Source organism: Kitasatospora sp. NPDC004745 (assembly GCF_042873275.1).
Lineage (GTDB): Bacteria > Actinomycetota > Actinomycetes > Streptomycetales > Streptomycetaceae > Kitasatospora.
The window spans coordinates 44,927-62,533 of the sequence record NZ_JBIALK010000003.1; the positions used below are offsets into that span (position 1 = coordinate 44,927).

The 17,607-nt window shown below is 73.7% G+C and carries 16 protein-coding genes and 1 pseudogene; 8 read left to right on the forward strand and 9 right to left on the reverse strand.

The genetic code is table 11. The features are described from left to right. Nucleotides 1-53 precede the first annotated feature (53 nt). The 3 genes from ACFYUY_RS07175 to ACFYUY_RS07185 all read left to right on the forward strand — a co-directional run bounded on the left by ACFYUY_RS07175 (nt 54) and on the right by ACFYUY_RS07185 (nt 2,297). Nucleotides 54-872, forward strand: coding sequence for a LysR family transcriptional regulator (locus tag ACFYUY_RS07175; RefSeq protein WP_387898756.1), 819 nt, complete (start codon nt 54-56; stop codon nt 870-872). A gap of 182 nt (nt 873-1,054) precedes the next feature. After that, nucleotides 1,055-1,693, forward strand: coding sequence for an ATP-dependent Clp protease proteolytic subunit (locus ACFYUY_RS07180; protein WP_360216422.1), 639 nt, complete (start codon nt 1,055-1,057; stop codon nt 1,691-1,693). Between the two features lies 1 nt (nt 1,694). Then, nucleotides 1,695-2,297, forward strand: a complete 603-nt coding sequence (locus tag ACFYUY_RS07185; protein ID WP_360216425.1) for an ATP-dependent Clp protease proteolytic subunit — start codon at nt 1,695-1,697, stop codon at nt 2,295-2,297. 104 nt (nt 2,298-2,401) lie between these two features. Here ACFYUY_RS07185 and ACFYUY_RS07190 read toward each other — a convergent pair whose 3' ends face one another. Then, nucleotides 2,402-2,875, reverse strand: a complete 474-nt coding sequence (locus ACFYUY_RS07190) for a helix-turn-helix transcriptional regulator (protein WP_360216428.1) — start codon at nt 2,873-2,875, stop codon at nt 2,402-2,404. 87 nt (nt 2,876-2,962) lie between these two features. Beyond that, a complete protein-coding gene (locus ACFYUY_RS07195) occupies nt 2,963-3,136 on the reverse strand; it encodes a zinc-binding dehydrogenase (RefSeq protein WP_387898761.1) in 174 nt (57 codons plus the stop codon). A gap of 33 nt (nt 3,137-3,169) precedes the next feature. Between ACFYUY_RS07195 and ACFYUY_RS07200 the strand changes: the two are divergent. Continuing rightward, a pseudogene (locus tag ACFYUY_RS07200) lies at nt 3,170-3,547 on the forward strand (1,4-alpha-glucan branching protein); the annotation flags it as partial. Nucleotides 3,548-3,726: 179 nt separating this feature from the next. Here ACFYUY_RS07200 and ACFYUY_RS07205 read toward each other — a convergent pair. From ACFYUY_RS07205 to ACFYUY_RS07230, 6 genes are all read right to left on the reverse strand, one after another. Next, on the reverse strand, nt 3,727-4,464 hold the full coding sequence (locus ACFYUY_RS07205) for a VOC family protein (protein WP_360216437.1): 738 nt from the start codon (nt 4,462-4,464) through the stop codon (nt 3,727-3,729). A 108-nt stretch (nt 4,465-4,572) separates the two neighbouring features. Further along, nucleotides 4,573-5,115, reverse strand: coding sequence for a hypothetical protein (locus ACFYUY_RS07210; RefSeq protein WP_387898764.1), 543 nt, complete (start codon nt 5,113-5,115; stop codon nt 4,573-4,575). Between the two features lie 123 nt (nt 5,116-5,238). Then, nucleotides 5,239-5,835: an exonuclease domain-containing protein gene (locus ACFYUY_RS07215; RefSeq protein WP_387898766.1), complete on the reverse strand. Its 597-nt coding sequence runs from the start codon at nt 5,833-5,835 to the stop codon at nt 5,239-5,241. Between the two features lie 118 nt (nt 5,836-5,953). Then, nucleotides 5,954-9,640, reverse strand: coding sequence for a thioester reductase domain-containing protein (locus ACFYUY_RS07220; RefSeq protein ID WP_387898768.1), 3,687 nt, complete (start codon nt 9,638-9,640; stop codon nt 5,954-5,956). Between the two features lie 234 nt (nt 9,641-9,874). After that, nucleotides 9,875-10,585, reverse strand: a complete 711-nt coding sequence (locus ACFYUY_RS07225; protein WP_360216449.1) for an FCD domain-containing protein — start codon at nt 10,583-10,585, stop codon at nt 9,875-9,877. Between the two features lie 130 nt (nt 10,586-10,715). Further along, nucleotides 10,716-13,064, reverse strand: a complete 2,349-nt coding sequence (locus tag ACFYUY_RS07230) for a toxin-antitoxin system YwqK family antitoxin (protein ID WP_387898772.1) — start codon at nt 13,062-13,064, stop codon at nt 10,716-10,718. A 298-nt stretch (nt 13,065-13,362) separates the two neighbouring features. On the opposite strand from ACFYUY_RS07230, the gene ACFYUY_RS07235 reads away from it, so the two are divergent. Beyond that, on the forward strand, nt 13,363-13,989 hold the full coding sequence (locus ACFYUY_RS07235; RefSeq protein WP_360216455.1) for a hypothetical protein: 627 nt from the start codon (nt 13,363-13,365) through the stop codon (nt 13,987-13,989). A gap of 265 nt (nt 13,990-14,254) precedes the next feature. On the opposite strand, the gene ACFYUY_RS07240 is transcribed toward ACFYUY_RS07235, so the two are convergent. Next, nucleotides 14,255-15,598, reverse strand: coding sequence for a tetratricopeptide repeat protein (locus tag ACFYUY_RS07240; RefSeq protein ID WP_387898775.1), 1,344 nt, complete (start codon nt 15,596-15,598; stop codon nt 14,255-14,257). A 77-nt stretch (nt 15,599-15,675) separates the two neighbouring features. Here ACFYUY_RS07240 and ACFYUY_RS07245 point away from each other — a divergent pair, with 77 nt between their 5' ends. The 3 genes from ACFYUY_RS07245 to ACFYUY_RS07255 are packed head-to-tail and all read left to right on the forward strand — an operon-like array spanning nt 15,676 to nt 17,572. Next, nucleotides 15,676-16,350, forward strand: a complete 675-nt coding sequence (locus ACFYUY_RS07245; RefSeq protein WP_387898777.1) for an ATP-binding protein — start codon at nt 15,676-15,678, stop codon at nt 16,348-16,350. A gap of 53 nt (nt 16,351-16,403) precedes the next feature. Beyond that, nucleotides 16,404-17,096 (forward strand): phytanoyl-CoA dioxygenase family protein, encoded by a 693-nt coding sequence (locus ACFYUY_RS07250; RefSeq protein ID WP_387898780.1) that lies wholly within the window; start codon nt 16,404-16,406, stop codon nt 17,094-17,096. Nucleotides 17,097-17,140: 44 nt separating this feature from the next. Further along, nucleotides 17,141-17,572, forward strand: a complete 432-nt coding sequence (locus ACFYUY_RS07255) for a hypothetical protein (protein WP_387898783.1) — start codon at nt 17,141-17,143, stop codon at nt 17,570-17,572. Nucleotides 17,573-17,607: the final 35 nt, after the last annotated feature.

The following is a 17,607-nucleotide window of genomic DNA, read 5'->3' on the forward strand; positions in this document are numbered from 1 at the left end:
CCGGGCGTCTGCGGGGTCCAATACCCTTCGCAGCCCATTGATACCCTTGAGGTATGGATCTGGACCTGCGCAAGCTGCGCTACTTCGCCGCGGTCGCCGAGCACCGGCACTTCGGCCGCGCCGCGCAGGCGCTGTACATCGCGCAGCCGGTGCTGAGCCGGCAGATCCGGGCGCTGGAGCAGGAACTCGGCTGCGCGCTGCTGCGGCGCACCACCCGCAGCGTCGAGCTCACCCCGGCGGGCGAGCAGCTGCAGGCCGAGTGCAAGGACGTGTTCGGGGCGGTGGACGCCGCGGTGCGCAGGGTGAACGAGGCCGCGCACGGCGGGGAGCGGCTGGTGGTCGCCTTCGCGCCGGGGCTGCTGGTCGCCGAGGCGGTGCGGGCCTTCACCGCCGAGCACCCGGGGGTGGAGGTCGAGCCGCTCGGCGTGCCGTGGTGGGAGCAGGAACGGCCGTTGCGCGACGGCCGCGCCCACGTCGGCTACCTGCGGGAACCCTTCGACACCACCGGGCTGCGGCTGTTGCCGGTCGGCGAGGAGACCAGGGTCGCCTGCCTCCCGGCCGCCCACCCGCTGGCCCGCCGCGCCGCGATCACCACCGCCGACCTGGCCGGGGAGACCCTGCTCAACGCCGAGCCCCGGCGGCGCACCTCCTCGCTGGACGAGAAGTTCGAGGTCATCGCGCTGGGCGCCGGCGTCGCGCTGGTGCCGGCCAGTGTGGCGGCGATGTACTCCCGGGCGGACCTGGTCTACCTGCCGGTCACCGACGCCCCACCGGTGCGCACCTGCCTGGCCGTCCCGGCCGGCCGCACCGCGCCGCGGGTGCGCGCCTTCCTCGCCGCCGCGGCACGGGTGCTGACGGCTCACACCGGTTGACGTGTCGCCAGTGGCCGGGCCGTGGCCTCCCGCACCCGCCGGGAGGGGCGGCCCGGGGCCACCGCTCCGCCCACCGCCTCTGCCCGTAGCGAATCTGCGGCGGGCAGAGGAACGGTATCCGGGCCGCCCCCGGGGTCAAGAGTGGAGTGGACAGCTTCCCCGCCCCGACGAGGAGAGACCAGATGAGTCCGCTCACCGCCCGTGCGCCCCGCGCGCAGGAGGGCGACACCCCTCCCAGCCCCTTCGACGACCACCTCGCGGCGCAGCTGCTCGCCCAGCGGATCGTCCTGCTCGGCACCCAGGTCGACGACGTGTCGGCCAACCGGGTGTGCGCGCAGCTGCTGCTGCTCTCCGCGGAGGACCCGCGGACCGACATCAGCCTGTACATCAACAGCCCGGGGGGTTCCGTCACCGCGGGGCTCGCCATCTACGACACCATGCGGCTCATCCCGAACGACGTCTCGACGCTGGCGATGGGTTTCGCCGCCAGCATGGGCCAGTTCCTGCTGACGGTGGGGGCGGCCGGCAAGCGGTTCGCGCTGCCGAACGCGCGGATCATGATGCACCAGCCGTCGGCCGGCATCGGCGGCACCGCGGCGGACATCGAGATCCAGGCGGAGAACCTCCAGTTCACCAAGAAGGCGATCGAGCGGATCACCGCCGAGCACACCGGGCAGAGCGAGGAGACGATCGCCCGGGACGGCGACCGGGACCGCTGGTTCACGGCCGAACAGGCCCGCGAGTACGGGATGGTGGACCGGGTGGTGGAGTCGGTCGCCGACATCCGCCCGGCCTCGTCCCGCCGACGGATGGGGCTGTGACATGGGCTCGTACACGGTTCCCTACGTCATCGAGCGCACCGCGCAGGGCGAGCGGACGTACGACGTCTTCAGCCGGCTGCTGAACGAGCGGATCATCTTCCTCGGCACCGAGATCGACGACGGCGTCGCCAACGTCGTCATCGCGCAGCTCCTGCACCTGGAGTCGGCGAACCCGGAGCGGGAGATCTCGATCTACCTCAACTCGCCCGGTGGATCGTTCACTTCGCTGATGGCGATCTACGACACGATGACCTTCGTGCAGTCGCCGATCTCCACGTTCTGCGTCGGGCAGGCGGCGTCCACGGCGGCCGTGCTGCTGGCCGGTGGGGACCCGGGGCGGCGGTTCGTGCTCCAGCACGCACGGGTGCTGCTCGGCCAGCCCGCCAGCGGCGGCCGGCAGGGGACGGTCTCCGACCTCAGCCTCGCGGCGAAGGAGGTGGTCCGCATCCGCGCGCAGGTGGAGGAGGTGCTGTCCCGTCACACCCGGCACGACCCGGCGACGCTGCGCGCGGACATGGACCGGGAGAAGGTGCTCACCGCCGAGGAGGCCGTCGCCTACGGGCTCGCCGACGAGGTGCTGAGCCGGCGGCTGCCGTTCGCGTAGGTCCGGACCGCCCCCGCCGCACACGGCCGCCGGGCGGTGCGGCGGGGACGCGGCGGCGTCCCGCCGCACCGGTCGGCGGCCCGGTCAGGCAGTGCCGACGCCGCTCACGCGACGAGGCAGAGCCCGTTGTACGGCGTCGTGGACGACGGACGGCGGTGGACCGCCCGACCCGGCTGCCCCACCCTGCCGACCCGGGGCGCGGCCGCGGCGGGCCGGGCGTACCGGGCCAGGTCCTCCTGGGCGAGCGAGAGCAGGTCACCGAGGCCGAGGCCGAGGGCCCGCGCCGCGGCCGCGAGCACCTCGGAGGAGGCCTCCTTGCGCCCGCGCTCCAGCTCCGAGAGGTACGGCATGGAGATCCGGGCCGCCTCCGCGACGTCCTTCAAGGTGCGCTCCTGCGCGAGCCGTTCGCGCCGCAGCACGTCGCCGACCAGGTCCCGCCAGAGCGGCTCCCTCGGCGCGGGCGCATCCTGGGCCCCCGCCGGGCGCTGCGGGGCACGACCCTCCCCACCGGAACCGGGCTGCGCGGCCTGCGGACGCAGGGGGATGACGCGGGCTTCGTTCGACGCATGAGTGCTCACCCCTCCAGCCTAAGTGGTGCCGGTCGCACCGCCCCTGTGGATTCGTCACGCTCTCAGCGGATTCTCCCCGGGCGGTCCTGCGCCGGTTCACAACGCTATGACCAGCTTTCCGTGGACGTGCCTCTCGGCCTGCATCACCACGGCCTCGCGGATCCGCTCGACCGGGAAGGTCGCCGCGATCGGAACCGTGAGCTCGCCCGACCGGATCAGCTCGGCGATCCGCTCCAGGGAACCCGCGTCGAGGGCGCCCGCCTTGCGCACGCCGGACGGCGGAGCGACGCTACCGCGCAGGAGCCGGTGGCCTACCTCGTACCGATGGGCTACCGCGGCGCGGCGTTGGAGGGGGTGCCGGGCGAGGCCCTGATCGGCACCTCCGAGCACGGTGTGCTCGGCACCCGGTGGATCTACGACGGCGTCCACGACCCGGTGGTGACGGCGCAGTTGCGCGCCCTGCTGCGCGGCGAGGCGATCCCGCAGCACCAGCGCGAGAGTGACACCCCCGACCCGACCGTCACCGTGCACGGAACGGGCCTCGCGGACGGCCGCGACGTCCGCCTCAACCGCGTCCTGCGGCCGACGGAGGCCGCTGACGGAACGCCCGTGAGCCTCGTCGCCGGGTGGACCTGGCCGGACGGAACGCCTGCCCGCGGCGTCCTCGCGACGCTCCGGTAGTCCGATCACCGGACAGGCCGGTGGTCCGGCGATCCTGCATCCCTGCGAGGCTGTTCCGCGGGGCTGTTCCACGAGGCTGTTCCACGAGGCTGTTCCGCGGGGCTGTTTCGCGGGGCTGTTTCGCGAGGCGGGGCCTGAGCTCCCCTCGCGACACAGCCCCGCGGGCCCGTCGCCCGACGTCAGCGCGGGCTGAGCAGGCAGAACTCGTTGCCCTCCGGGTCGGCCAGGACCGTCCAGGAGATCGCGGACTGGTCGATGCCCGGGTCGGTGGCGCCCAGGGCGCGCAGCCGGGCCTCCTCCGCCGCCGGGTCGTCGCCGGGGTAGGGGCGGACGTCGAGGTGGACGCGGTTCCACACGGTCTTGGCGTCGGGGGTGCGGACGAACTCCAGGTAGGGGCCGACGCCCGCCGCGGAGCGCAGCGACGCGAACTCGTCGGTGACCTCGTGCAGCGTCCAGTCCATCGCCGCGTCCCAGAACCGGGCCATCTCCCGCGGGTCGGTGCAGTCGACCACCACCGCGGCGACCAGCCCGACGCCCTGGTACTCCGGCCGGGGTTCCAGGACGCAGAACTCGTTGCCCTCCGGGTCGGCCATGACCGTCCAGGGCACGTCGCCCTGGCCCACGTCGGCGAGCGTCGCGCCGAGGTCCTTCAGCCGCGCGACCAACTCCGCCTGGTGCGCGGGCGAGGTGGTGGCCAGGTCGAGGTGCACCCGGTTCTTCACCGTCTTGGGCTCCGGGCGGGCGACCAGGTCGATGCAGATCGCCGCCGGGTCGGGGTAGGCGAAGCCCACGGGTTCGAGGTTGGTCACGCCGGGCCCCTCGCTGTCGACGCCCCAACCGAGCGCCTCCGCCCAGAAGCGCCCCAGCGCGGCGTCGTCCAGGGCCTTCATGTTGATCTGCACGAGTCGTGTTGCCATGGCACAGATCCTAGAAGCCGTCACCGGGCCACAGGGACCACGTGGACGGTGCCGTCGACGCGGCGCTCGCCGATGACGCCTTCCCCGTGCCGGCGCCCTGGCCCACCGTCATGTGCGGTCGTCCATGGCGGCTCGCCGGGCGGACCACTCGCGTTCGGCGATGACCAGGCCGCGCTCCAGCGTCTCGACGAGCGCCGTCCGGCTCAACGACACCACCGTCGGCTCGTGCCGGGCCTCGGTGCCCCGGGCGGGACCGCCTCCACCGCGTGCCCGACAGGCGAGGTGCACCCGGTCCCCGTCGGGGAACGCGAGCGCCGTCACCCCGTCGGTGCACTCCCCCCATTCCAGGAAGACGCACCGCGCGAGTGCCTCCTCGGGACCGGATCCGGTCCCGGGACGGGCGTCGTCGTCCATCCAGCGCTCGGCCGCGAGGAAGGACTCGGACGGCGAGGTGAACCCCGCCGGCGGCGCGGTCGGCGTGCGGAAGCGGCCGAGCTCGTCCCCGAGCTTCTTGACCAGCAGCGGCGGGTAGAACGCGTTGTCCCAGGTGTTCACGTGGAGCCCGCCGACGAAGACGTCGACGCACAGCAGCCCCGGGTCCCGTTCGACGTGGAACTCCAGTCCGAACCCGCTCCGCGACCCGACCATCATGGCGGCCTCCCCGCTCCCACTCCCGTTCCTGCCCCTGCTCCTGCCCCTGCCCCTGCCCCTGCCCCTGCCCCTGCCCCGACACTCGTCACGAACCGGCCCCACTGGTCCACTGTCGACACCGGCCTACTGTCGTGAGCCGACCCCGCCCGGGGCCGGCCAGGCGCCGCGGGCCGCCAGGTCGAGGACGAGTGCGGCGATGTTCCAGGCGTCGTCCTCGCCGCTGTGGTGGCGGCCTTCGAGGGGAAGCCCGGCGATCTGCAGGGCCTGGGCCATGCCGGGCTTCCTGCGCAGGCCGTGGGCCGCGGTGAAGACGGCCTTGGCGTTGGTGTGGGTGCGCTCCGTCGGATAGCCGAACGGGTAGGCCACCCCGTCGGCCTGGCTCTGCCGGGCGAACTGCCGGCGGTCGTACTCTCCCCAGCTCGCCCAGGGGCGCTCGCCGGCGCCGTGCTCCTCGGCGAGGATCCGGCACGCCTGCGCGAAGCCGACGCCCCGTTCGACCTCGGCCTGTGTCAGTCCGGTGAGTTCGGTGCAGAAGTCGCTGACCGCCGACCGGACGGGGCGGACCAGGATCCGGTGCCGGGACACCCGGCGCCGCGCCGGGACGTCCACGACGGTCAGGCCGATCTCGATGATCTCGTGCACGGAACCGGGCGGCGGTTGCCCGTCCCAGCAGGTGGCTTCGACGTCGATGACGTTCAGCAGGGCGGATTCGCGGGGCATGGGGCCGAGGGTAGGGACTCGCCCCCGGTTCCGGCACCTCGTTTTCCGCGCGGCCGGCGGGTCGAGGGGCCGCGGGGCCCGTCGGCTCGGGCGGACCCCGCGGCAGTCACGGGTGGTGTCAGATCAGGCTGTGCGCCCGGAGGTCGGCCACGTACTTGGTGATCAGGTCCGCTGACAGCCGGGGGATGTCGTGCTCGTCGCCGAGGGCTGCCGCCCGGACCGCCGCACGGAACCGGTCGGCCGGCAGGGCGGATCCGGAGAGCGGCTGCGCCGGCTCGGCGAAGGCGTGCAGCAGCGGGAGCACCGAGTGCTGCCTCCGGCGGTCGGGCAGGGCGCGTAGGGCGGTCTCGAAGCGGTCGGCCCACTCGGCGTGGTCCTGGACACGTGTCAGGGGATGTCCGTCCGCCATCAGCCAGTCGACGACCGTGTCGAGCGAGATGCCGTCCTCGTGCGGGTTGACCACGTTGTACGTCCGGTGGCCCTCGCGTGCGTCGTCGCCGAGCGCGGTGACGGCCCGCGCGGTGAAGTCCACCGGGAGTGCGTCGAAGTGTCCGCGGTCGTCGCCGGTGGCGGTGGCGCTACCGGCGCCGGCGCCCGTTCCGGCGCCCCGGGCGTAGAAGCTGCCGGGTGCGATGCCCGTCGCCAGCAGGCTGAGCACGAGGCGGGTGAAGACGTCCGGGACGTTGAGCTGACCGCGGTAGCGCGGGTGCGCGAGGATCATGTTCGAGCGGAAGACGGCGACCGGCAGGCCGAAGGCCTCGTGCGCCTCCCGCAGCAGCACCTCGCCGGCCCATTTGCTGGCCGCGTAGCCGTCGGCGTAGTCGCCGTCGAGGTCGCGTACCCCGCACGCGGTGCGGATGTCCGCCGACTCCTCGGCAGCCGCCGCGTTCCCGGAGACGACGGCGACCGTCGACAGGTAGGTGAACTGCTTGGTCCGGGAGGTGACCGCGAGCCTGATCAGTTCGGCCGTGCCCAGGACGTTGGGGCCGAACAGCTGGCCGTAGGGCAGGACGTGGTTGACCAGTGCCGCCGGGTGGACGATCAGGTCCACCGTGTCGGCCAGCCACTGCCAGGTCTCCTCGTCGAGTCCGAGACCCGGTTCCCCGATGTCGCCGGCGACCACCCGGAGGTGCCGGGCTGCGGACTTCCGGTAGCGCTCCAGGAGTTCCGGGTCACCGCTGTCGAAGGCCGCGTCGAGGCGTGCCCGGGCCTCCTCGGCGGAGGAGCCGCGGACCACGCTGACCAGCGTGCCACCGCGCTCCGCCACGCGCTCGAGCCACTCGAGGCACAGGAAGCGGCCCAGGTAGCCGTTGGCACCGGTCAGCAGGACGGTCCGGGCCTCGGGCAGCGGACCGGTCGGCCGTCGCCGTGCGGCGTGCTCGACGGTCCGCGCGTCGAGGAACGCGTCCAGCCGCAGCTGGGCGGCGTCGAGTCGCGTCGCGTCCGGGCCGTGCACGCTGTCGGCGGTGGGACGGCGGTGTTCTGCCGCGAGCGCCCGCTCGACGTGATCGGCCACCCGCTCCAGCGAGTTGACCGGGCCGATGATCACGTCGACGGGGACGTCGACGCCGAAGACCTCCTTCAGCAGCCCGGAGAACGACAGCGCCGTGAGGCTGTCCCCGCCGAGTTCGAGGAAGCGCGTGCCGGGCTCCACGACGCCCTCCTCCAACCCGAGGACCGCCTGCGCGGCCCTGAGCACCGTCGCGGGTACCGGCCGGCCGGAGGAGAGCCGGCGCAGCGTCCGGACCTCCTCCGCCTCACGGTCGGCCAGCTCGGCGTACAGCGCCTCGAGACGCTCGCCGTAGCGCTTCGTCAGGGCCGGCCGCAACGGCTTGCGCACCCCGGAGAGCAGCCCGTTCTCCTGGGTGAACGGCTCGGTCTCGACCAGGACGTCCCGCGGGATCTCGTAGGAGTTCAGCCCCTCCTCGGCGGCGAGCCTCCGCAGGGACTCCCGCAGGACCGGCCGCAGGCGCCGGGCGTCCCCGTCGACCCGGTCGAGGGCCTCCTGCGTCGGCACGACGACCGCGAGCAGATGGGCGCGGGTGCCACTTCCGTACAGGAAGATCTGCCGGACGGACGGACTGGCGTCGAAGAGCGCCTCCAGGCGGGAGACGGCGACGAATTCGCCCTGCGACAGCTTGAGGACGTTGGAGCGGCGCTCGACGTAGCGCAGTTCATCGGGGCCGACCCGGGCCATGATGTCGCCCGTGCGGTAGAAGCCGTCCTCGTCGAAGACCTCCGAGGTGGCGTCCGGTCGCCGGTAGTACCCGGGGACGAGCCGGTCGGACCTGATCAGCAGTTCGCCCCTGGGGTACGGCGCGTCGGTGCCGAAGTAGCCCAGTTCGGGTACGTCGACCAGCTTGTGGTCGGTCACCGGCGGGCGCTGTACCCGGCCGTCGAGGGTGACGACGCCGCCTTCCGTCGACCCGTAGCCGTCGAGCAGCCTGACGCGGAAGCAGTCCTCGATGAAGGCCGTCGTCTCGGCGCTCGGCGGGGCCGAGGCGCTGACGGCCGTGAGGAGGCGGCCGCCCATGACCTCCTCCCGCAGCTCCGCCATCAGCTGCTCGTCGGCCGCACCCCCAGCCGCATCGCCGGCCGTCCCGCCGACCGTCCCGTCGGCCGCATCGCCGGCCGTCTCGTCGGCCGCACCGTCGGCCGTCCCGTCGGCCGCACCGTCGGCCGTCCCGTCGGCCGCATCGCCGGCCGTCCCGCTCCGGCGGGACGACTCCGCCCGGTAGTGCTGGAAGAGCATGTCGGAGATGCGCGGAACCAGGACGATCTCGGTGGGACGGACCAGGGAGAGGTCCTCGAGGAGCGTCGACAGGTCACCCGACGCCGTGAAACAGGCCAGGCCCCCCTTGGCCAGCGTCCCGAACAGCACTCCCCTGCCCACCATGTGACTTAACGGCAGGTAGTTGAGCACGATGGCGGGCCGCACCGGTTGGCCGGGCACGAAGTCGACCCAGAACTGCCGGACCAGCCGCTCGGTGTACACGGCCCCCTTGGGAGTGCCGGTACTCCCCGAGGTGTAGATCAGCGCGCTCAGCGCGTCGGGCGCCGACCCGTCGGGGACCCGGGGGAGCGACGGCAGCGTCCTTCCCCGCTCGACGGTCGACGCCAGGGTGTCCAGGGCCACTCCCCGGCCCCGCGCCGCGAGCCGGGCGCGCGCGGACTCCAGCTGCTCCTGGTGGGCGGTGGCCTCGGGGCGGTGGCCGATGACGACGATCCTGCCCAGCGAGGGGGCGCGCGCCGCGAGCTCGAGGGCAACGTCCAGCTGGGCCAGGTCCGCCACGAGCAGGCGCGGTCCGGACTGCTCCACGACGGGGGCCAGCTGTGCCGCCGACGCACCCGACTGCAGGGGGACGGAGACCGCGCCGGAGCGGACGCAGGCGAGGTCCGCCACGGCGTACTCGGCACTCGTGGGCCCGAGGAGGGCGACGAAGTCTCCGGGGCCCAGCGGGGTTTCGGGATGGTGGCGCCACTCGGAGGCCACCGCGTCCACCCGCTCGCGGAGTTCGCCGTAGGTGAGCGTGTCGAAGCTGGGCAGCAGGCGCAGCGTGGTGCGGCCCGTCTGCGGGTCGGTGACCGGCTCGGTGGCACGCTCGCCGAGGGCGGGGCGGTCGGCGTACGCCTCCAGCACGGTGGCCACCAGCTCGGCGAGCGGCAGGTCGGGGCGCCGGATCGCCTCGGTGACGGCGTCCAGGGGCGCGGTGGCACGGAACTGGGCGTCAGTCGCGTACAGGTGGGCGCTGCGCCGGTCGGCGCGGGCGTCGAGTTCGTCGGCGGGGAGGCGGGATCGGGACACGGATGATCTCCTTTGCGGCCGAGAACGCCTTTTCAGGCGGGCGGTGTCGATGTTCGGGGGTGCGGTGCTTCCGTTCGGTCGGGCGGTGTTGCTGTGGGGGCGGGCGGTGTTGCTGGTCGGTCGGTGTTGCTGGTTCGGGCGGGGCGGTGTTGCCGTCCGGGCGGGCCGTATTGCCGTTGGGGCGGCCGCCCGCCCCGGCGGCGGGGTGTCGGGACACCGGGGTCGGCTGCGGGCTCAGCGTTCCTCGGCTGCGCGTGCCTCGGCGGTTTCGTGGTCGCGGGTGAGCCGGACGATCGCGCCCGCGGCCTCCCGGGCGCCGCCCGCGTCACGGGCCTCGATCGCGTCGACGAGCCGCCGGTGCAGGCCCGCGTGTTCCTCGGCGTGGGCGGCGTCCCAGGACATGCCGCCCAGGTGTGCGGTGAGCGCCGTGCCGAGGTGGTCGTACACCTCGATCAGCAGCTCGTTCCCGCTCGCCCGGACGACGGACCGGTGGAAGAGCGCGTCGACGCCCGTGGCCGCGACCGCGTCCTCGCCGGCAGCGGCCGCCTCGGCGTCGGCCAGCAGCTCCCGCAGCTGCCGCACCTGCTCCTCGCTGCGGCGCAGGGCCGCGGCGCCCGAGGCGTACTCCTCCAGAACGGTCCGTAGTTCCAGCACGTCGTCCCGCTCCGCGGAGCCCGCCCGCCGCACCATGACCGACTGGAGTTCGCTGGAGGAGCGGACGTAGGTGCCGTCACCGGCCCTGGGCTCCAGCAGGCCGAGGTGCACCAGCGCACCGATCGCCTCCCGCAGCGTGCTGCGTCCGACCCCGAGCTCCTCGACGAGGGCCTGCTCCGGCGGGATCCGCGTCCCGACCGGCCAGCCGCCCGCCTCGATGTGCGAGCGGAGGCTCTCCACGAGCTGGGCGGACAGGCTGGCCGTTCGCCGCGGTGCGCTGATGCGTCTCATGGAAAAGACCCTATACAAACATCAGACATTTGAACATCGGTTCTTTGATACCCGCACCACCCCTCGTCCGGGGCCGGCCCCGGACGTGCCCGGCGCCGGCCGGTCGGCGGCCACTACCGCTCGGCGGCCGCTACTGCTCGGCGGTCGGCGCGGTGTCGGCGAGCGCCCGCAGCGCATCGGCGGCGCGGGGCAGGCCGTTGACGTCGAGCACCTCGTACAGGTTGACGTTGAATTGCCAGGCGTTGGTGCTGTCGGCTATCGCGCGGATCACGGTGCGCTGGCCGTCGGTGAGCGGCTCGCCCTCGCCGTAGGCCGCGGTCGGGAAGACGATGTCGAGCAGCGCGTTGGCCACCGACGCGGCGTCGACCGGGTCGACCTCGTCCAGGGCGGCGCACAGCCCGGCGAGCAGGCCTTCGGTCTGCTCCGGCGGCAGGAGCGCCAGGGTGGTGACGGTGTCGGTGGTCGGGTCGCCCGTGCCGAGGTAGAGGCCCTCGAAGCCATCGGTGTCCAGGCCGCCCCGGAGCGCCTCGACGAGGAGCCGGGCGCCCGGGCCTGCGGCGGAAGGCCGTCGGCGTACCCAGGTCAGCGCCGCGCAGAAACGCAGCAGCGGGTCGTCGTCGGCGAGGTGCCGTTCCAGGGCCCGCAACGTGTCGTCGTCGGGCTCGTGCAGGCCCAGGCCGAGCAGGATCTCCGCGCGGATCCCGGGCTCGGGTTCGAGGGCGAGGCGGTCGTGCAGTGCCCGGGCCGCCGCCTCGCCCGGCGCCGCGGCGAGCAGGGCGACGGCCGGGCGCCGGATCCCGGTGCTCCGGTGGGCGGCCAGCCCGGTCCAGGTCGGTACGGCCTCGGTGAGGGCGGTGTGGACGTGGTGGTGGGCGGGCTCGGCGCCGCTGCGGGCGTAGTGCTCGCCGGGCTCCGTCGCTCCGGCGGGGAGGTCGGCCCGGATCCGCTTGAGCTCACGGACGGCGTCGGGGTCCCCGTCTCGGGTCGCGATGCCGGCCAGCAACTCCAGCAGGCCGAGCACGGCCCCGGGATCGGGATCGGGACCGGCCTCGACGGGGCGCCCGGCCAGCGCGGTCATGTACCGGAACGCCGGCCCGGCGGCCTCCGCGATGGTGTGCTGGTGGAGCAGCATGTGGGACAACTGCGCCAGGGCCAGGGAGATCGCGTCCGGGTTGGCGACGGACAGCCCCTTGAGCAGGAACGGCACCTCCTCCGAGTCGCCGAAGAAGGTGCCGAGGCGACCCCACGGCACCGCCTCGGCGCCGTCCAGCTCGCGCGGTACGGGCGCCGCGCGCCAGGCCTGCAGGGCATGGGCGGACCTGCCGATCCGCTCGTCGCGGGCGAGGCCGAGCCCGTCGAAGGACACCTCCCCCAGCGCGGCGCCGCCGGCCCCGAACAGGTTCCAGACCCCGACCGGGCCGCCCCGCGTGCCGGGATCGGCGTGCCCTTCGGCGACGACCGCCCCGCCGGGGCCCAGCGCACGGCAGCGTTCGACCGGCTCCCCCTCGACGGTGGCCCCGGTGGGCCCGACCTCCACCGTCCGGGTGCCGTCCGCGTCGTACCACCGCTCGCCGACGAGCTCGCCGTCCCGCTCGGTGCGCTCGACCCGGAGGGCGCCGTCGCGGTGGAACCGGCGGCGGATCACGGTGCCGTCGGCCGGCCACTCCCACTCCTGCTCCGGCACCCCGCCGCTGTACTTGCGCTCCGACAGCCGCGCGCCGTCCGGTCGGTACCGCTCGACCCGGTAGAGCCTGCCGGAGCTCAGGTACGCCCGGCGCTCCACCGGCCTGCCGCCGACGAAGTCCGCCTCCGCGTAACCGTGGTAGCAGCTGTCGGGGGCGTGGTAGCTCGGCCCCGTCGCGTCGGAGGTCTGGTGCCAGGCCTGCGTCCACCAGCGCCACGTGCCGACCGCCGCCCCGGTCGTCGGGTCCACTCCCCCGGCGACGAACGCGAGCATGCCCGCCACCCACACGGCGTCCTCGGGCACACCCGGCGAGGGCGCCGCGGGCGGGGTGCGCACCTCGGCCAGCTCCACGGCGTCGGCCGGGTCCACCGCGCCGACGTGTCCCGTCCCGTCGGCCCGTTCCGCCGCGCCGGCGCGTCCCGTCCCGCCTCCGCGTCCCGTCCCGCCGCCGTGTCCCGTCCCGTCGGCCCGCCCTGACCGCAGCAGCCGCAACGCCAGCTCCGGCAACCCCTCGTACGCGGCGTGCCACGCCGCGCCCGGCGAGGCGCCCAGACCGGCCGCCAGGCACAGCTCGACCGACGCGGCGTCACCGTCGCGGGCGGCCTCGATCAGTGGGTTCGCCCTCGCCTCACCCCGGGGGAACCGGGCGACCTCCTGCCCGGCCCGGTGGTAGATCACCCGCTCCGGAGCCCCGTCGGCGGTCCAGTACCGGGCCAGGCCCGCGAGCAGGCCGTCCTCCCGCCGGCCGGGCAGCCACCAGCCGCCGGTCGGCAGGGCCTCGGCGGCCGCCGGCACACCGGCGGGACGCCCCGGCCCGACCCCGGGACGATCCGCCCCCTCCCCGAACTCCGTACCTCCCGGGGCCGGTTGTCCACCGGCGCCGGCCCCGACATCATCGACGTGCAGCTCACCAGACATGGTCGGAATGCAACCACTCCCCACCGACACACCGCACCCCGGGACGCCCGGGAACCCCGAAACCCCCACCCACCTGCGGGGACCGGTCGATCGCATGGCACCATCGGCGCATGCTCACCCCCACCGAGGCCGCCCTCCACCGGCCTGCCCGGCCCCGCCCCTCCGGGAGCCGCTGATGCTCCGTTGGTTCCGTCGCCGACGTGGCGACGCCGAAGGCGGCGACGGGATCGTCTCGCGCCGGGTCCTGCTCGCATCGGGCCACCAGCCCCTCCCCGTCGAGCTGGCCGGGCTGCAGGAGGAGGCGGAGGCCGGTGACGTCATCGCGATGGCGAACCTCGGCGCCGCCCTGGTCACCGTCGACCGCACCCGCGCGCTCCACTGGCTCACCAGGGCCTGGGACGCCGGGAACGCCGGCGCCGGCTTCAACCTGGGCACCCTGCACGAGATGTCCGGCGACACCAACCGCGCCCAGGTGGTCTGGGAACGCAGCGCCGCCCTCGGCGACCCCGACGCGATGCTCGGCCTGGTCCGCCAGGCCCTCGACCGCGGCGACCGGGCCACCGTCGAACACTGGACCCCGCTGATCCTCGCCCAGGACGAGGCCTACCCCGTCACCGCCCTCGGCGTGGCCCTCCGCGACAGCGGCGACGCGGACGGCGCCGTCCGGGCCTTCCTCCGCGCCGAGGCCCTCGGCGACGCCTATGCCATGGAGTACCGCGCCCGCCTCCTCGACGCCCGCGGCGCCCACGAGGAGGCCACCGCCCTCCGCGCCCGCGCGGCCACGGCCGAACGCATGATGTGACCCGGCCGGCCGGCCCCAGCGGCGGCCGGCCGCTTCCTACGACGCCCCTGTGCGTGCGGCGAGCTCCCGCACGCCAGGTACCGACACGGGCGCGTAGAGCAGATCCGCTGTCAACGCCCGCAGAGCCGGACGGCGCACCTCCTCCGGTGCTACCCGTCTGCGTGATAAGTCCTGATCCCGGCTAAGGGAGCGGTCCCGCACCCTTAGCCGGGTTGCTTGAGGAGTCGCGGCCCGTCGTCTTCGGGCGTCTTGGTGGTGAAGTGGTTCAGGCTGGCCGTGGGGCAAGGGGCCGGGCGCGCTCGAGGAGTTCCCGGATGTGAAGGTTGCGGCGGTGAGGCCGGGTCACGGAGCGCATCGTGCGGAGTCGGTCGTCGGCGCGGCCGGACTGGACATGGGGGTAGTCATCCAGGGCGAGGTTCCAGTTCTGGACGGCTTCTTCCAGCCTGCCGACTTCGAGCTGCCATTCTGCGAGCATCGCGCGGTGCCGGACGCGGGCCCGGCGGTACACGGCAGGCCGGACCTTCTCGGAGTGTTGGAGCGCACGGATGGCGCCGGCGCGGTCGCCGAGCTCGTAGTTGACCTGGGCGACGTGGTACGAGAGCGAGGCAGGGTCGTAGGAGCCGTGGGCCTTGGCCTTGGACTCGGCCTGTTCCATGGCGACTTCGGCCTCATGGAGCATGGCCAGGGCGCCGAAGCGGTCGCCGGTCCGGGCGAGGGCGTGGGCCTGCTGTCCGGCAAGGAAGGCACGCATCCGCGGTCCGGCCTCGGGTGAGGCGGCAGCGGCGGCGTTCGCGTACCGCAGCGCGGGGGCGCCGTGGCCGAGTTCGACGGCTTGGACGCTCATGCCCCGCAGGGTCGTGCAATAGGTGAGGTGGTCACCGGCGGCGAGAGCCAGCTCCAGCGCCTTGGTGTAGTAGCTCTGGCCGAGCAGGTCCAGGCGCTCGTCCACAGCCATGTAACCGGTCAGGTAGAGGTGGTCCGCGGCGGCGGAGAGCATCGCCCTGCGGACCTCGTCGGAGGCGGTGGCCTTGAGGTACGGGGCGACGTTGTTGACCATGAACGCGGCGGCCATCGGGCGGGCGGTCCGGCCGCCGAACTGGTCGTCCAGTTCGCTGATCTTCTCAGTCATGGCGATCACGGACTGGACCTCGGCCATGCCGATCCGGGTGTGCGGGTCGGTCTTCAGACGTCCGAGCCGTCCGATGTGGTCGGGCCAGCCAGGGATGGTGAGGGCGACCGAGTACAGGCCCGCTCCGAGTACGCCCCTGCGCGATGGGTCCATGTCCATAACCCCCAAATCGATCAGTCCCGCCACCGTATCCGTGGACCGGGGCTGAACGTCAGGCTCATCAGCGAAGCCCGCCTCGAACGCCGTGACCGGCCGCCCCAGGCGGCGGGTGAGAGCCTCCAGCACCACCTTCCGGTACTTGGCCATGGGCCGGGTGCCCGAGAGCCAATGTGAGACGGCCGACTCGTCATACCGCAGCTTGTACCCGGCCTCGGTGCCGGCCCGGTTGACCGCCCGGGCGAACTCGCCGTTGCTCGCCCACCGGCACTCGGCGACCAGGGTCGCGAGCTTGTCATTGGGTGTCCGTTCGCGTGCTGTCATCGCCGCCCCCGGGCCAGGTTTCAAGGGTTTCAAGCGTCCGTGGTGTCTCTACCGTGTTCACGCCCAGCGCACACCTGTTGACTGACTGTCAGGCCGAGCGGGCGCTCCGGAAAGGGGCCAGCTACGGCTTCACGATCGGCGGCACCGGCGATCCGCTCGGCCATTCCCGGGTGGCCGGTGCCGCTCTCCAGGCCAGCACCGAAGGGTTTCTCACCGTGGTCGTGCACTCCCATGTCTTCTTCCTGACCCGAGATCCGGTCTCCGTGCCTATCGCCCGCCGCCGGGTGAGGACCGGCATCGTCAGCTGGGGCGTCCTGCTCGACAAGGACTCCCGGCTCGCGCTGGACACGGTCACCTCCGAACTGGTGACCAACGCCGTCCGACACACCCAGAGGCCGATGCTCACCGTTGCCGTCCACGTGAGCGTGCGGCTGCGGCGCGTCCTGGTCGAGGTCTACGACAGCTCGACCGCGCTGCCCCGGCGCCGCCGGGCCGGTGCGGAGGCGGAGAGCGGCCGGGGGCTGGAGCTGGTCGAGTGCTTCTCCCTGGCGCACGGGGCCGAGCTGACCGAGCGGGGCAAGCGGGTCTGGGCCGAGCTGGCCCTGCCCGAACAGCCGGTGACCCGACGCCAGCTCCTGGCCGGCCCGCGCCGGGCGGTGCGAGCCGCTCTGCGCGTGATCCCGCGTCCCGGACGCTCCCCGATACAGCCGCCATTCGCGCCCGGCAGCACCCGCCCCCACACCGCCGCCTGAACCGGCACCTCGCACCGCCCAGCGAATCCCGCCTCGAAGGGAGATCGGCCCCGATGACCAGCGCGATCAACACGGACGGAATCCTCGGCCGCCGCGGACTGCAGACCGGCGTCGAGTGGTCCGCGCCCACAGCTGCCCGCGCCCGCGCCGCCCAGCTCGTCGCCGAGCACCGCACCCGCCACCAGGAGATCCTCCGCAACCCGCACCTGAGCGCCGAGTGGGCCCGCGCGGCCGTTCACGCCCCGCACCTGCTGGCCGCCGTCCAGGGGGCGATCGGGCCGGACATCGCGGTGGAGAACACCTTCCTCGTGATGAAGTGGCCCGGCCGTGTCTTCCAGATCCCCTGGCACCAGGACGGCATCGACGCCCGGGTCGAACTCGACCCCGACCGGTCGGTCTCCGCCTGGCTGGCCATCAGCGACGCCACCCTCGAAAACGGCTGCCTCCACGCCCTCTTCGGCTCCCACCACCTCGGCTACCTGCCGTTCTCCTCCGAGGCCGATCACGGCGCCGAACGCGGCCGGGCCGACCAGGCGACCGGTTTCACCACCGACGCCTCGACCGCCCTCCCGCTTCGCGCTGGCACCGCCCTGCTGATGGACAGCCGCCTGCTGCACCGCTCCGGCACCAACACCGGCGACGGCGCCCGCGTCGGCCTGAACGTCCGCTACGTCGCCCCCGGCGGCATCCGCCGCCGCGACCCCCAGAGCCCCAGCCTGGACCCGGTCACCGGGACGGGCTGGTAGCACCACCCAAGGGATCAACACCCCAACGAGAGGAGCACAACGCCGTGACCATCCTCGAAGAGATCGCCACCCGCGAGGACCTGGTGACCCGGGTCCGCGTCCTGACCGGGGAGGACGTCGACGCGGCCCGCCGCGCCGACAAGACCCCGATCGCCAAGTCCGACTGCACCTACTACTGCCCCGACGCGGCCACCGCCGAGCAGTGCATCCAGTCCCTGCGCGAGTCCGACGAGCGCCTGCGCAACCGCCCCGAGGAGCTCATGCTCTGGGACTGGCAGTGCACCTACTGGGAGGCCGAGCCGGGCAACCCCAACGGCGGCGGCACCGTCCTCCTCGGCGTCGCCTGGTACGACAAGGCGTTCTTCGACGACCGCCGCGACGCCTGGTTCGGCGCGATGCACCAGCGGATCTACAAGGAGCTCGGCATCCCGCTGGAGGACATCACCGTCACCCACTGGCAGCTGCTCGCCGGCTGACCTGAGCACCACCAGCACACCGGCCAGGCCCCGCG

Coding starts and splice junctions, on each gene's coding strand:
- ACFYUY_RS07235 (WP_360216455.1), top strand. CDS start 13,363: ATGCTCCGTTGGTTCCGTCGCCGACGTGGCGACGCCGAAGGCGGCGAC.
- ACFYUY_RS07210 (WP_387898764.1), bottom strand. CDS start 5,115: ATGATGGTCGGGTCGCGGAGCGGGTTCGGACTGGAGTTCCACGTCGAA.
- ACFYUY_RS07185 (WP_360216425.1), top strand. CDS start 1,695: ATGGGCTCGTACACGGTTCCCTACGTCATCGAGCGCACCGCGCAGGGC.
- ACFYUY_RS07250 (WP_387898780.1), top strand. CDS start 16,404: ATGACCAGCGCGATCAACACGGACGGAATCCTCGGCCGCCGCGGACTG.
- ACFYUY_RS07175 (WP_387898756.1), top strand. CDS start 54: ATGGATCTGGACCTGCGCAAGCTGCGCTACTTCGCCGCGGTCGCCGAG.
- ACFYUY_RS07180 (WP_360216422.1), top strand. CDS start 1,055: ATGAGTCCGCTCACCGCCCGTGCGCCCCGCGCGCAGGAGGGCGACACC.
- ACFYUY_RS07240 (WP_387898775.1), bottom strand. CDS start 15,598: ATGACAGCACGCGAACGGACACCCAATGACAAGCTCGCGACCCTGGTC.
- ACFYUY_RS07225 (WP_360216449.1), bottom strand. CDS start 10,585: ATGAGACGCATCAGCGCACCGCGGCGAACGGCCAGCCTGTCCGCCCAG.
- ACFYUY_RS07215 (WP_387898766.1), bottom strand. CDS start 5,835: ATGCCCCGCGAATCCGCCCTGCTGAACGTCATCGACGTCGAAGCCACC.
- ACFYUY_RS07205 (WP_360216437.1), bottom strand. CDS start 4,464: ATGGCAACACGACTCGTGCAGATCAACATGAAGGCCCTGGACGACGCC.